The organism is Devosia yakushimensis (genome assembly GCF_030159855.1).
In the GTDB taxonomy this organism is placed as follows: Bacteria; Pseudomonadota; Alphaproteobacteria; order Rhizobiales; family Devosiaceae; genus Devosia; species Devosia yakushimensis.
Genome location: NZ_BSNG01000003.1, coordinates 174,931 through 188,196 on the forward strand (window position 1 = coordinate 174,931; position 13,266 = coordinate 188,196).

A 13,266-nucleotide genomic window follows, 5' to 3' on the forward strand; every position below is an offset into this window, starting at 1 on the left:
CGGATCAGCCGATGACGGCGACCTCGTGATCCAGGATCGAGTCCACCGTAAAGACCAGGGCATCTCCATCCCTTCGTGTCGGCACCGATCGCCCCGCCACTCTCAGCTCGACACTGCTGGCCTTGCTATCCGTCTTGAGGCGCACCTCGACCGGCCCGATGGGAACAAGGTCGTATTGCCGGCCAGGAATGTTGGACAGCAGCAGCCGGTTATTGAGATGCATGATGTGACGGCCGTTCTGCTCGTAAAGCTCTGCCGTAATCACGCCTTTCGTACCGGACACTCGAACCTTTGCCCGATCACCCAGCGCCCAGCGGACAGCATTGGCCAGCAACAGGGCATGCTCGAACTGGCCATCGCGGGCAAAGCACCGATCGATATCGGCCACAAACCAGACCAGCTTGCCGCCGGACGCCGACGCCTTGACCGTGATGGCTGCATGGGTAGAGCGCGGCTCGCGCATCCAGGACGTTTCGGGCGGATAGATTGGGTATTCAGGAATGTAGGTCGCCAACACCTCCACCCCGTCATCCACGGTCACCATCGGCAGAAATCCGCCAAACGGCAGGGAATCGGTATCGTCCAGGCCATGGAGGACGGGATGGCGTTGGCCGGCCTGGCTCGGAGCCGTCGCGTCGCGCGAGCCATAAACGCCAACACGGTTTTCAGGCAACAGGCGCAGGTAGGAGTGGCGCTGATAGGTCTCGATATTGGAATCCACCGGCCCCTCGCCACCCTTGTCACCTTCGCCGCGGTGAACCCCGAACAGCTTGCCAAGCGCAAAGTCGCTGCGAGCATCGCCATGCTCGTTGGCGATTGACGTGTCTCCAGTGGCAATCACCGAGCCGCCGGCCGCCACGAAAGCCTCGATGCCGGCGATCTGGCCATCACTCAGTCCGCCCATATTTGGGAGGATAATGACCGACACGCGCCCGAACGCCTTGGCAATGTCGTCGGCATGGAGCGGCAGGTAGGGAATGGCGTGCCGGTCCATCGCCTTGACGGCCCCTCGATAGGGCACCATCGTTTTAGTGCCGGTGGCATAACGCCCGAAATCGCGGCCAAAATAGTCCTGGTTTTGCTGTGACCAGACGATGCCGACATCAGGGGTCAAGGTGCGGTTGACCAGCACATCCTGATTGGCCTCGTGCCAGCGGAAGATCGGCTCGGCCGTTTTATATTGGCGGCGATCCTCGTGCATGGAACCGATATGATGCCACCATGGCTGGATGCCACCCGCGAAACCGGACGACGACCACAGCCGCACTTCGGCCGGCGGCATCGAAGCCTGCCGGAACACGGCGGGCCCGCCGAGCTGATATTGCGGCATCGATTCCGGGATCAGCTTGTTCCAGCCCGCCATTTCATGCAGGCGCTTGCCAGCCTCGGTGTTCTGCTCGAAGCCGTCATGGGGATTGCGCCGCTGGTGATCGAGCATGACGATCGCCGCTTCCGGCATGATCTGCTGCAGATCGATGAAGCGGGCCGAATTATATAATGTTTCCCCGCCAATCATGCCCGACCAGATGCACTCATCCCCGCCGGCCTTGCGCGTCACGCGATTGTTGAGCTTCCAGAGTTCAGTCCGGCGTTCAAAGTTCCAGCGGATCCAGTCCCGATAGGACTTGTCCTGCCAGTCATGATCCTTGGGCAGTTCCTTGCCGGCATATGCCTTGAACTGGGTTTTGCAGTTGTCGCAATAGCAGATATGGGTGCGCGGCATGCCGGCCCAGCTATTGTCCGAGAACCCATCGGGATGGCTGCGTTCGATAATCTCCTCCATCACGGACGGAAGATATTTGGAGTAGTATTCCGAACCGATGCAGGTGACGTATTTTTCGGCTTCTTTGTGCGGTGAGCCATCTGCCTTGCGGCAGATCCACTCCGGATGCGCCTCGTAAAAATCCTCTGCGACACGGTTGGAGTCCATGCGTGCGATGACGCGCAGACCCTCCTCCCGCGCCAGCTTGACAATCTCGCCATAGAGATCGCGCTCGCCCAGATGTTCGGCACGATGATGCAACGGGAACTTCGAAGGATAATAGGCGACGATACCGCCTGCATTGACGATCACGCCCTGAACTTTGGTCTTGCGCCAATGCTCGCGCCACCACTCGGCGTCGTAACGTGCCGGATCGATTTCTACGAGATTGGTCTGCCCCCAGCGCAGCGTCGTCTTGTACCATGGTTCAGCGCTCATTCGTCTCCTCCTGGCTTCCGGTTTTCCGGTCGCAAGAGCTAATGCAAAACCGGTCATGCGCCAGTGGCACAGCGCCAGCTTTCCGCGATGTGGAAGCGTAAAACGCCTGCTGCCCCGGGAACTTCCACTATGCGGAAAACCGGCAGCCAATTGCTTTTGGCGGGGCGCTGCCGCCGTTAGCTTGGGCGGATGTTTCGCTGCCGCATGATCCGGGCAAGGAGTCGGCGGCCGACGCAGGGAGGAAAAACATGACCTTTAGCAGACGCGACTTCATGAGAGGTACTGGCGCCGTGGCAGCCAGTGTGACGCTCGCCGCGGTTATGGGCGGACGGGCTTATGCGCAGGGTAGCGATACGATCAAATTCGCGGCTTCGGCGCGCGGGCTGCGCACCATCGATCCGCACAAGTCGATCCAGGGTGTCGATAATTGGGCGATCATCGCCATGTACGACAAGCTGGTGGATCTGCCGCGCTGGAATTTCCCCGAAACCTTGGACCAGTTGGTACCGCGCTTGGCGACCAGTTGGGAAAGGAACGAAGACGCCAAGGTCTGGACGTTCCAGCTGCGCGAAGGCGTGCAGTTCCACAAGGGCTATGGCGAGATGACGTCCGAAGACGTCAAGTTCACCTTCGATCGTGCATTGGACGGACCGCGCGTTGGTGGCGTCCGCGCCAAGTTCATGAATATCGAGAGCGTCGAAGCACCCCAACCATACACCGTGGTGTTCAACCTCAAGCAGCCTGACCCCCTGTTCCCGCTGGGCGTCCTCAGCGACTATGACGGCGCCATCATGAGCAAGAAGGCGGTCGAGGAGATCGGCGAGGAGCCGATCGGCACAAATCCGGTCGGCACCGGCGTCTATATGCTGGAGCAGGTTCACACCGATCCGTCGCAGGGCGTCACCATGGTCGCCAATCCGGACTATTGGGACACGCCGGCCGCAACGCCCAGCCTCCAGGTTCAATATATTGCTGACACCACCGCCCGCACCCTGGCCCTGCTCTCGGGCAGTGTGCACATGATCGAGGGTGTTCGTGCCCCCGGCTGGGCCGACTCCATGACACAGCGCGACCCCAGCCTGATTTTCGACGTGGTCAGCCCGGGCAGCTTTTTCACCATGCAGGTCAATGTAACGAAGGCGCCGTTCGACGACGTGCGCATCCGGCAGGCATTGTTCTACGCCATCGATCGCGACGAGATCACCACGGCCATCGCGCCGATCTCCAAGCGCACCTACGGCCTTAATCCGCCGACCTTCCCGGGCGGGTTCACCGCTGAAACCATCCCGGCGGAAGTGGCCTACAATTACGAACCGGAAAAGGCCAAGGCGCTCATGGCCGAGGCTGGCATGCCCGATGGCTTCAGCTTCACCAACGACACCAGCCAACGCGAAGATTTTTCCGCCATCATGCTGATGATGCAGGATCAGTTGCGCCGCGTCGGCATCAATATGGAACTCAACATCAAGGACCATACGGCTTTCCATGCCGATCAGAACATCGGCACCAACATTCTGAGCCAGCAGTCCTCCGCCATGCCGCCCGTGCCGACCCAGGCCATCGTTACTTACCTGTCGGCAGAGCAGGAAGTAACGGCTGACGGCAACGGTGGCAGCAATATGAGCCATTATGGTGTCGCCATTCCAGGCGTCGATGATCTCATCGCCCAGGCACTGGCCGAACCTGATTTGCAGAAGCGCATCGACCTTGTGCAGCAGATCGAGATCAAGGCACTGACCGACGCGGTGATCCTGCCTGTCGCCAATAATGGCTTCATGATCGTCCGCTCGCCAAAGGTGGAACTCGGCTACGACGTGGTCTCAGGCTACGTCAACTGGCCACTGTCGCAGGCAAAATTCGTCTGAAATGACGTCGGCCGGCGGCAACGGGTCGCCGGCCACTGTTTCACAAGACAATTGGGAAGAGGGTAATGGGCGAAGCACGCTCGATCACGATCGTATTGCCGGCAGAACTTGGCCAGGGAGAAGGCGGCGCACTGGCCTGGGCGGCAGGTGAGCTGGCTCATGCGCTCAGGCAACGGGATTATCAGGCTGGCGTCGCCGCATCGGCATCGGCATCGGACGGGCTGGTGGTCGAAATTGCTGGTGCGGGCGTTGAACCGAGCCAGCCATCACCCTCCCAACTGCCCCAGCTTGCAGAGGCACTCGCGCTTTACCGTGCGGGCGATCGCATTATCGCCTGGGGCTACGATCAGCGTGGCATCGTTTACGCCCTGACCGAACTGGCCGATCGTGTTCGCAACAGCATGGGCGACGACCCCTTCGCCGGTACGTTCCCGCTCGTGGAAAAACCCACCGCCCGCATCCGCTCCATGGCGCGGCTGTTCTGCGCAGTCGAAGAGGACCGGGTCTGGTACAACGACAAGCAGCAATGGCGCGATTACCTCTCCATGCTGGCGGCAAACCGCTTCAACCGTTTCGCCCTGACCCTGGGCATGGGCTACAACTACCCCTATCACAATCCATGGGTCACCGACGTCTACTTCTACTTTCCCTACCCCTATCTGATGAAGATCGATGGCTTCGACATCGACGTCAAGGAACTGAGCGAGGAAGAGCGCGACTCCAACCTCGAAATGCTCAAGTTCATCGGGCGGGAAGCCAAGCGCCGCGGCCTCGAATTCCAGCTCGCACTCTGGACGCAGCGCTACGATTTCGACGATGTGCCACGCGCCAACTATACCGTGCGCGGCGTCACCACCGATAACCTGGCGCCCTATTGCCGCGCGGCCATCACCCGCCTGCTCAAGGAAGTGCCCGAAATCACCGGCCTGACCTTCCGCGTGCATGTCGAAGGCGGCATTGCTGAAGGTGAATATGGCTTCTGGGAACAGGCCTTTGCCGGGGTCGCCGATGGCGGCCGTCCGGTCGAGATCGACATGCATGGCAAAGGGCTCGACTGGACCATGATCGACATTGCCCGCAAGTCGGGCATGCCGGTCGCCGCCTCACCCAAATATTTGGCCGAGCATATGGGGCTGCCCTATCACCAGTCGGCCATCCGCAATAAGGAATACCCTCCCGAGAAAGCCCGTTCCGAGCGCGAACAGCTCAGCGAAGGATCGCGAAAATTCCTGCGCTATTCCTATGGCGACCTGCTGACCAAGGACAAGGATTTCAAGGTCATCTACCGCATCTGGGCGGGCACGCAGCGCGTGCTGCTCTGGGGCGATCCGGTCTTTGCTGGCGGCTATGGCCGCAGTTCGATGTTTGCCGGTTCGGACGGGGTCGAGTGGTGCGAGCCGCAAAGCTTCAAGGGCCGCATGGGTACCGGCATGCCCGGCCAGCGCTTCAATTACCAAAAGCATGGCCTCGCCCCGCGGCAGGACTGGCAGAAATACGACTATCAGTACCGCGTCTGGGGGCGCCTGCTCTACAATCCCGAAGCGCCACGCGATAGCTGGATGCGCTGGCTCGAGAAGGAATGCGGCGATGCCGCCGAAGCCTGCGAAAGCGGCTTGTCCCTGGCCAGTCGCGTGCTGCCGCTCATCACGCTCGCCCATGGACCCTCGGCGTCCAACAATCACTACTGGCCCGAAATCTATACCAATTACGGCCTGATCAATGGCGGCGCCGGCGCGCGTGCCTATGGCAACGACATGGAGGGCGACTCTCGCTTCGGCAACGCGCCCACCTTCGACTCCGCCCTTTTCGCCAACCCGCAGGAATATGCCGCCCTGCTGCTGACAGGCGAACCATCGCACCGCTACACGCCGCTCGATGTCGCCGACTGGCTGGATGAACTGGCCGAGGGTTGCGAAGCCGCATTGACCAGGGCCCGCCGGAGCCCAGACTTCGGCCGTGTCGAGGTGCAGCGCATCTTCATCGACGTTGAGATCCTGTCGGGCATTGCACGGCACTTTGCCGACAAGTTCCGCGCCGCCTGCTGGGCTGAGCTGTTCATGGCAACCAAGGCGACCGAACTGCTCGAGCCGATGGTCGACTATGCCCGTCGCTCGGTTGCAGTCTGGGAGCGTCTCGCTGCCGTCTCGCGTGACGTCTACCATACCGATCTGACCTATGGCCCGGAAACATGGCTGCGCGGTTCCTGGCATGGTCGTCTGCCCGAAATGCAGGCGGAACTGCTCGATCTCGAAGCCATTCGCCGCGCCGGCGGAACGGAATCGGTACCAACCGATGCCAAAACCAGGGCGGCTATTGATGCGCTCAGGGCTCGTCAACCAACCCGCTCGGAGCCGCTGTCAATCAAGGCGCCCGAGACCCTCTCGGCCGGGCAGGCATTTGCCGTATCGATCGAAACCGCCGCGGAAGGCCAGCCCGTCCTGCATTACCGCCACGTCAATCAGGCCGAGCGGTGGCAATCGGTTCCAATGCAACGGCAGGGCAATGTCTATGCCGCTGAAGTCTCCGGCGCCTACACCGATAGCCCCTATCACCTGCAATACTTTGTCAGCCTGAGCCGGAATGGCCAATCCGTCTTGATACCGGGCCTCAACGACGATCTGGCCAACGAACCTTACTTGACGGCACTGCATAACTAGCAGTGCCTAAGGCAGCGACACTTTGGAGGAGGACCAAGGGATGACGCGATATCTCCTGCTCAGGCTATTGGATGCCATTCCGACAGTCTTTCTGGTGCTGTTGCTGGTATTTGTGGCCATGCGCATTCTGCCAGGCGATCCGGCAATCGCCGCGCTTGGCGACATGGCGACGCCAGAGCAACTGGCCATGTTCCGCGACCGCATGGGGCTCAATGATCCGCTCTGGCTGCAATTCATCAACTTCGTCAAAGGCGTGCTGACGCTCGATCTGGGCACGTCCATGATGAGCAATCAAAGCGTAGTGGGGCTGATCCTCTATAACCTCCCCTATACGATCGAGCTGACCATCGTCGCCATGCTGATCGGCGTCGTGCTTGGCGTGCCACTCGGTGTCATGGCCGCCACCCATCGCAACAAGCTACCCGACAGCGTCGTGCGAGGGTTCTCGCTCATCGGCTATGCCATTCCCGACTTTTATCTTGGCGCGCTGCTGCTGATCACCTTTGCCCTCAATCTGGGCTGGTTCCCCATCAACGGGGGCGGCGAGGGCTTTGTCGGCCGCATGTATCACGTTTTCCTGCCGGCTCTGACGCTGGCTTTCGTCAAGGCCGCCTTCATCGGCCGGTTGACCAGAACTTCGCTACTTGAAGTTCTGAGCAAGGACTATGTGCGAACTGCACGCGCCAAGGGCGCCAAGGAAAGCCGCGTTATCTACCGCCACGGTCTGCGCAATGCCCTGCTCCCGCTAACCACCGGACTGGGCCTCAGCACGCTGGCCACCCTGTCCGGTTCGGTGGCTATTGAACTCGTTTTCAATCGCCCGGGCATTGGCAAGCTGCTGATCAGCGCCATCTCCGAGCGGGACTATGCCGTCATTCAGGGCGGCATAGTGGTGTTCGCCATGTTCGTGGTGATCATCAACCTGCTGATGGACCTGCTCTACATCGTCGTCGATCCCAGAATCCGGATGCAGTGATGACCACCATTTCAGAAACAACGCCCACCCTGGCGCCCGAACCCAATCTTCTGCACACCTTGCGTGGTATCCTGTTCGGCCGGGTCAGCACCATCATCGCCATGGCCATCATTGGCCTGTTGGTCATCATCGCCCTCTTTGCGCCGCTGCTGGCACCCTATGATCCGCTGACCCAGTCCATGCTCAAGATCAACCGGACCCCGAGTTGGGAAAACTGGCTGGGCACTGACCAGTTCGGCCGCGACGTGCTTTCACGCATGATCTATGGCTCGCGCAATTCGCTGATCTTTGGGCTGATCTCGCCTTTTTGCGCCGCCATTATCGGCACGACATTCGGCGTCGTTGCCGGCTATTTCGGCGGCATTGTCGACCGGCTGATCTCGCGCGTCATCGATCTGTTGCTCGCTTTCCCCGAACTGCTGCTGGCCATCATGATCGCCGCCGTCTTGGGCGGCGGTTTCTGGAATGTCATCATCGTCATAACCATCGCCTTCGTGCCTGGCTTTGCCCGCGTGGCCCGTGCCCAGACGCTGGCCGTCAAGCAGGAGCCTTACGTCGAGGCGGCAATTTCCATCGGCGTGCGGACGCCGGTAATCATCTTCCGGCACATCATTCCAAACATCATGGCGCCTGTCGTCGTGCTCATGATGCTCTGGGTCGCGTCCGCCATCCGCCTTGAAGCATCGCTCAGCTTCCTCGGCATCGGCACCCAGCCTCCCAATCCGAGCTGGGGCAATATCATTCGCGATGGCCTCAACAACATCTTCGGCTCCCCCTGGCCAATCATCGGCGCCGGCGCCGCGATCACACTGGTGGTGCTCTCGTTTAACCTTGTGGGTGACGCTGTGCGTGACGCACTTGACCCCTCGACGTCCGAATAGATGGAGCCCGTCATGCAAGCAGACCTGGTGGCATCCGCAGGGCAGAAAGCGGCCGGTACCGATCCCATTCTGCGCGTCGAAAACCTCAAGACGACGTTCCGGACCGGCCCAGGCTGGACACAGATCGTCAAAGGCATTTCCTTTGAGATCGGCGCTCAGGAAACGCTGGCTGTGGTCGGCGAATCCGGTTCAGGCAAAAGCGTCACCGCCCTGTCGATCATGCGCCTGCTCGATCCCGAATTCAGCCGGATCGAGGGCTCGGTAAGTCTCTCCGGCCGGGAATTACTGACACTCCCCGAAGCCGAAATGCGTAAGGTGCGCGGCCGGCAGATCGGCATGATCTTCCAAGAGGCCCTCACCAGTCTCAACCCACTCGCAACCGTGGGCAAACAGATTGCCGAGACGCTCTATATTCATGGCCGCATGAATGGCGCCGCGGCCGACGCCGAAGCGGTTCGGTTGCTGGAGCGCGTCCGTATTCCGGCCGCCCGCAATCGCGCCAACGACCTGCCCCACAACCTTTCGGGTGGCATGCGGCAGCGCGTCATGATCGCCATGGCGCTTGCCTGCAAGCCGCAATTGCTGATTGCCGACGAGCCCACAACCGCGCTCGACGTGACCATCCAGGCCCAAATTCTGCAACTCATCAAGGAGCTGCAGCGCGAAGAGGGCATGGGGGTGCTCTTCATCACGCACGACATGGGCGTGGTCGCCGAAATCGCCGACCGCACCGTGGTCATGTATGGCGGCGAGCTGCTCGAACAGGGGCCGACCGAGCGCATTTTCGATAATGCTCAAAATACCTATACCAAGACGCTGATTGCCGCCGTTCCTCGTCTCGGCACGATGGATGGTAATGGCCAGCCCCAGCATTTCCCGGTTATCGACAAGGCAACCGGCGCGCTGCGTCCCCCCACCCAACGCCGCGACACGGTGGATCATGGGCATGAACCGGTGCTGTCCGTACGCAATCTGGTCAAGCGCTTCGATCTTTCGAGCGGGCTGTTCGGCGGCGTACATGGGCGTGTCCACGCAGTCGAGAACGTCTCCTTCGATCTGCATGCCGGGGAAACGCTATCGCTGGTTGGCGAAAGCGGCTGCGGCAAATCCACCACCGGTCGCGCCATCATGCGTCTGGTCGAACCGCAATCGGGCGAAGTTCATCTCGCCGGCACCGATATAATGGCGCTCGACAAGCGCCGTGTGCGCGATATGCGGCGTCATATCCAGATGATCTTCCAGGATCCATTCGCCAGCCTTAATCCACGCATCCGCGTCGGCGAGGCTATTGCTGAGCCTTACCTGACCCATAAGCTGGGCAATCGCGCGCAGGCCCGCGCCAAGGTGGCCGATCTTCTGGTGCGCGTGGGTCTCGACCCGGCTGTCGCTTCCCGCTATCCGCAGCAATTCTCCGGGGGTCAGCGCCAACGCATCTGCATCGCCCGTGCCCTATCGCTAGAACCAAAGGTGATCGTCGCCGATGAGTCGGTTTCGGGCCTGGACGTTTCGATCAAGGCACAGGTCGTCAACCTGCTTCTCGATCTGCAGGAATCCTTGGGCTTGTCCTATCTCTTCATCTCGCACGACATGGCAGTGGTCGAGCGCATGAGTCACCGGGTGGCTGTGATGTATCTGGGCGAGATCGTTGAAATGGGGCCGGCTGCTTCGGTTTTCGCCAACCCGCAGCATCCCTATACCAAGCGCCTTATCGCCGCTGTGCCCGTGCCGGACCCGGCCCGGCGCAACGAGGTTCGCAAGGTCGCCAATGACGAAATCAAGAGCCCGATCAGGGCGGCCGATTTCGTTCCCCCGACCCGCGTCTACCGGACAGTTGCATCTGACCACATCGTCCAGGATTGGGAGGGCGACTGGAAAGTCTAGCTCAGAGCTAGGGGCGGCGCTTCCTGCGCAGCAGCCGCCACTTCGCCATTCCGGTCCGTGCTGGCGCGCTTGATGATTTCAAAGCCCAGATCGACCACGGGTTCGCCGACCGGCTCGCCATTGAGCTGCCCCTGCACTGCCTTCATGGCCTCAAACCCGCACCGCCAGCGATGAATGCGGATACTGGTCAGTGGCGGCTCCGCCGCCGCCATGAAATCGAAGTCATTGAACCCGGCAATACCGACCTGCTGCGGGACGGCTACGCCCTTTGCCTGACACGCAAACAGCGCCCCCAGCGACAGAACGTCATTATTGCAGAACACGGCGTCTATGTCCGGGCGCCGCTCCAGCATTTCCAGCATCAACTCTCGCCCCATCACGGTGGAGGAGAACTGATGAAAGTCCTGCCGTGATCCGCGACTGAACTCAGGGTTATCGTTGCTTCTCTGCCCCAGCAGGTCAGGGTCGTAGAGCCCGGCCTCCTCCATGGCCTGCCGATAGCCGCCATGACGCTGCAAGGACCGGGCATTCATCCATCCGGCAAAGAAAGCGATACGGCGATAGCCTGCCTCGATCAGATGCCGCGTCATCTCCAGGCCCGCCCGCTCATGGGAGAAGCCGATGATCTTCTGGATCGGATCATCGGTGAGATCCATGATCTGCACCACCGGGCACTTGGCGGCCTCCAGCATCTTGCGCGTTCTGGCCGTCTGCTCGGTGCCCGAGATGATGACCGCGGCGGGGCGATGCCGCATGATGCCGAACACCAGTTGCTCTTCGAGCTCGGCGCTATAACGCGTATTGGCGAGTTCGATCCTGAGGCCGCTATCCTCCAGGCCATCGTAGATTCCCCGAACGACGTCGGAAAAAATGTGCTGGGTCAGGGACGGCACCAGCACCGCCACAACGTCGGTCCGGCTCGATGCCAGCGCTCGCGCATTGAGGTCGGGAACATAGTTCAGTTCGCTGACAGCGCCATCGATCGCCCGACGCAATTCAGAGGAAACCTTTTGTGGCTCGCGAAGCGCGCGCGAAACCGTAATGGCACTGACGCCAGCGCGCTCCGCCACATCGGCGATAGTGGGTCGATTGCTCGATCTCTTTTTGGTCATCTGCTCATTCCTCGACCGATCCATACCTGCAAATCGCGAAGTCCGCAGCCTGCATGATCGTTGACGCACCGCAATGGTAGCGCTACCATCCATACAAATGATAGCCTGTGAGAAACGAAAAATCGTCTCGCTGGTGCTGGGAGGAAAGCCAGATGGAGAAGGACTTGAGCGGCCGCGTCCAGTCGGTCGATCGGGCGATGACGATTATGGAGGCCCTTGGCCGCGAGGGGGGCGGTAAGCGGTTGACCGATCTCGCCAGGGTAACCCAGCTGTCGCTTACAACCGTGCACCGGCTGCTGACGACACTGGAACAGCGCCACTTCGTCCAGTTCTCCACAAAAGACAATCTGTGGCATATCGGGCGAGGCGCATTCGCCGTTGGCAACGCCTTCACGCGCGACAGAAACTTCGTCGCCGCCGCGCTGCCCTTTCTCAAGACCCTTCGCGACAAGACACACGAAACCGCCAATCTTGGCATCGTCGAGGATCATGAAATCGTACTGGTCAACCAGATCCAGAGCCGCGAAATCAACCGCTCCATATCCACCATCGGCGGGCGCACACCGCTCTTTGCCTCGGGCATGGGCAAGGCCGTGCTCTCGTCATATCCGGAAGATGAGGTGAGGACGCTCATCCGTCGCAGCGGCATGCGTCGCGTGACGGCAAAGACCATCACCACACCGACAGATCTGGAATATCAACTCGGCTGCATCAAGCTGGATGGCTTTTCCATCGACGACGAAGAATATCGCGTCGGCGTCAGATGCGTCGCGGCCGCCGTGTATGATGGTCGGGACGAAGTCGTCTGTGCGATTTCGGTATCCGGCACCCCTGCCCGTATCCCCAATGATCGTGTCGGCACTATTGGCCGTATGGTCCTGGAGGCAGCACAAGGCCTGTCTCGAGCCATGGGCGCGAACACCTATCCAACCGGGCCCTAAAACGCCCAAAACGCCACGTCTATTGTAGGCCGACGTCGACGATCGCAATGTGCAGAAGCCGTGTCATGGCCTCAAAAGCTCCGACGCTGTCACGCAGGCGTATCCGCTCGATGACTTCGCCATGGTTCGGCAAGGACGCACCTGGCTCTCTTGCACGCGAAATCGTCAGGCGGAACGAATAGGCCAGCGCCGCTCCGATGGTATTGGACAGCTGCTGGAAGACGATGTTCCGGCTAGCGCGCAGCAGGGCGGTATGAAAATCGATATCGGCCTTGTTGAACGCCTCGAAGTCGAGCGCGGCCTTGAAGCGTTCCATGCGCGCGAAAGCATCCTCCATCGGCGCGATATCGGCGGCGGTAGCCCGTAGCGCGGCGAAGCGGGCTGCTGCCGGCTCGATGACCTGCCGCGCTTCGATGAGGCTCAGAACCAGCTCGGCGCTTGGTTTCAGTTCGATGGACCAGGCGAGAACGTCAGGGTCGAGCAGGTTCCATTCTTCACGGGCACGAACGACAGTGCCGGTACGCGGCTTGGTGGACACCATGCCCTTGCTGTCGAGAACCTTGATGGCCTCGCGCACCGCGCTTCGACTGATGTTGAAAGTTTCGCACAATTCGGGTTCCGGCGGCAGAACGGTGCCGGGGGCAAACTCGTTTCCCAGGATTCGCTGCGCCAAAGTCTTGACGACATGACGATGCACGCGAGGCTTGAGCAGCGGCTTGGTCGTCTCGATCAGTGACACAGAACGTTCCCTAT

Annotated in this window: 9 protein-coding genes; 6 read left to right on the forward strand and 3 right to left on the reverse strand. The window is 60.7% G+C overall.

Translation table 11 applies throughout. From position 1 onward, the window contains the following. Positions 1 to 4: 4 nt before the first annotated feature. Positions 5 to 2,200, reverse strand: coding sequence for an alpha-amylase family protein (locus QQL79_RS19360; protein ID WP_284393660.1), 2,196 nt, complete (start codon positions 2,198 to 2,200; stop codon positions 5 to 7). Between the two features lie 248 nt (positions 2,201 to 2,448). On the opposite strand from QQL79_RS19360, the gene QQL79_RS19365 reads away from it, so the two are divergent. The 5 genes from QQL79_RS19365 (at position 2,449) to QQL79_RS19385 (ending at position 10,460) form a co-directional block, all read left to right on the forward strand. Continuing rightward, positions 2,449 to 4,065, forward strand: a complete 1,617-nt coding sequence (locus QQL79_RS19365) for an ABC transporter substrate-binding protein (RefSeq protein WP_284393662.1) — start codon at positions 2,449 to 2,451, stop codon at positions 4,063 to 4,065. 65 nt (positions 4,066 to 4,130) lie between these two features. Continuing rightward, complete coding sequence (locus QQL79_RS19370; protein WP_284393664.1) at positions 4,131 to 6,722, forward strand: hypothetical protein; 2,592 nt, start codon at positions 4,131 to 4,133, stop codon at positions 6,720 to 6,722. Between the two features lie 40 nt (positions 6,723 to 6,762). Further along, complete coding sequence (locus QQL79_RS19375) at positions 6,763 to 7,698, forward strand: ABC transporter permease (protein WP_284393666.1); 936 nt, start codon at positions 6,763 to 6,765, stop codon at positions 7,696 to 7,698. Beyond that, complete coding sequence (locus QQL79_RS19380; RefSeq protein ID WP_284393668.1) at positions 7,698 to 8,579, forward strand: ABC transporter permease; 882 nt, start codon at positions 7,698 to 7,700, stop codon at positions 8,577 to 8,579. Before QQL79_RS19375 ends, QQL79_RS19380 begins: the two co-directional genes overlap by 1 nt. A gap of 12 nt (positions 8,580 to 8,591) precedes the next feature. Further along, positions 8,592 to 10,460, forward strand: a complete 1,869-nt coding sequence (locus QQL79_RS19385) for an ABC transporter ATP-binding protein (protein WP_284393670.1) — start codon at positions 8,592 to 8,594, stop codon at positions 10,458 to 10,460. Here QQL79_RS19385 and QQL79_RS19390 read toward each other — a convergent pair. Continuing rightward, entirely contained in the window at positions 10,457 to 11,572 is a 1,116-nt protein-coding gene (locus tag QQL79_RS19390) for a LacI family DNA-binding transcriptional regulator (protein WP_284393672.1), read from the reverse strand. The two genes, QQL79_RS19385 and QQL79_RS19390, sit on opposite strands and share 4 nt — an antisense overlap. A gap of 164 nt (positions 11,573 to 11,736) precedes the next feature. Here QQL79_RS19390 and QQL79_RS19395 point away from each other — a divergent pair, with 164 nt between their 5' ends. Further along, positions 11,737 to 12,513 (forward strand): IclR family transcriptional regulator, encoded by a 777-nt coding sequence (locus QQL79_RS19395; protein WP_284393674.1) that lies wholly within the window; start codon positions 11,737 to 11,739, stop codon positions 12,511 to 12,513. Between the two features lie 19 nt (positions 12,514 to 12,532). On the opposite strand, the gene QQL79_RS19400 is transcribed toward QQL79_RS19395, so the two are convergent. Beyond that, positions 12,533 to 13,252: a FadR/GntR family transcriptional regulator gene (locus QQL79_RS19400; protein WP_284393676.1), complete on the reverse strand. Its 720-nt coding sequence runs from the start codon at positions 13,250 to 13,252 to the stop codon at positions 12,533 to 12,535. Positions 13,253 to 13,266 lie beyond the last annotated feature (14 nt).

What these genes read in the sequence shown, in the direction of transcription:
- QQL79_RS19385 (WP_284393670.1), top strand. Translation starts at nt 8,592, where the DNA reads ATGCAAGCAGACCTGGTGGCATCCGCAGGGCAGAAAGCGGCCGGTACC.
- QQL79_RS19370 (WP_284393664.1), top strand. Translation starts at nt 4,131, where the DNA reads ATGGGCGAAGCACGCTCGATCACGATCGTATTGCCGGCAGAACTTGGC.
- QQL79_RS19375 (WP_284393666.1), top strand. Translation starts at nt 6,763, where the DNA reads ATGACGCGATATCTCCTGCTCAGGCTATTGGATGCCATTCCGACAGTC.
- QQL79_RS19390 (WP_284393672.1), bottom strand. Translation starts at nt 11,572, where the DNA reads ATGACCAAAAAGAGATCGAGCAATCGACCCACTATCGCCGATGTGGCG.
- QQL79_RS19380 (WP_284393668.1), top strand. Translation starts at nt 7,698, where the DNA reads ATGACCACCATTTCAGAAACAACGCCCACCCTGGCGCCCGAACCCAAT.
- QQL79_RS19365 (WP_284393662.1), top strand. Translation starts at nt 2,449, where the DNA reads ATGACCTTTAGCAGACGCGACTTCATGAGAGGTACTGGCGCCGTGGCA.
- QQL79_RS19360 (WP_284393660.1), bottom strand. Translation starts at nt 2,200, where the DNA reads ATGAGCGCTGAACCATGGTACAAGACGACGCTGCGCTGGGGGCAGACC.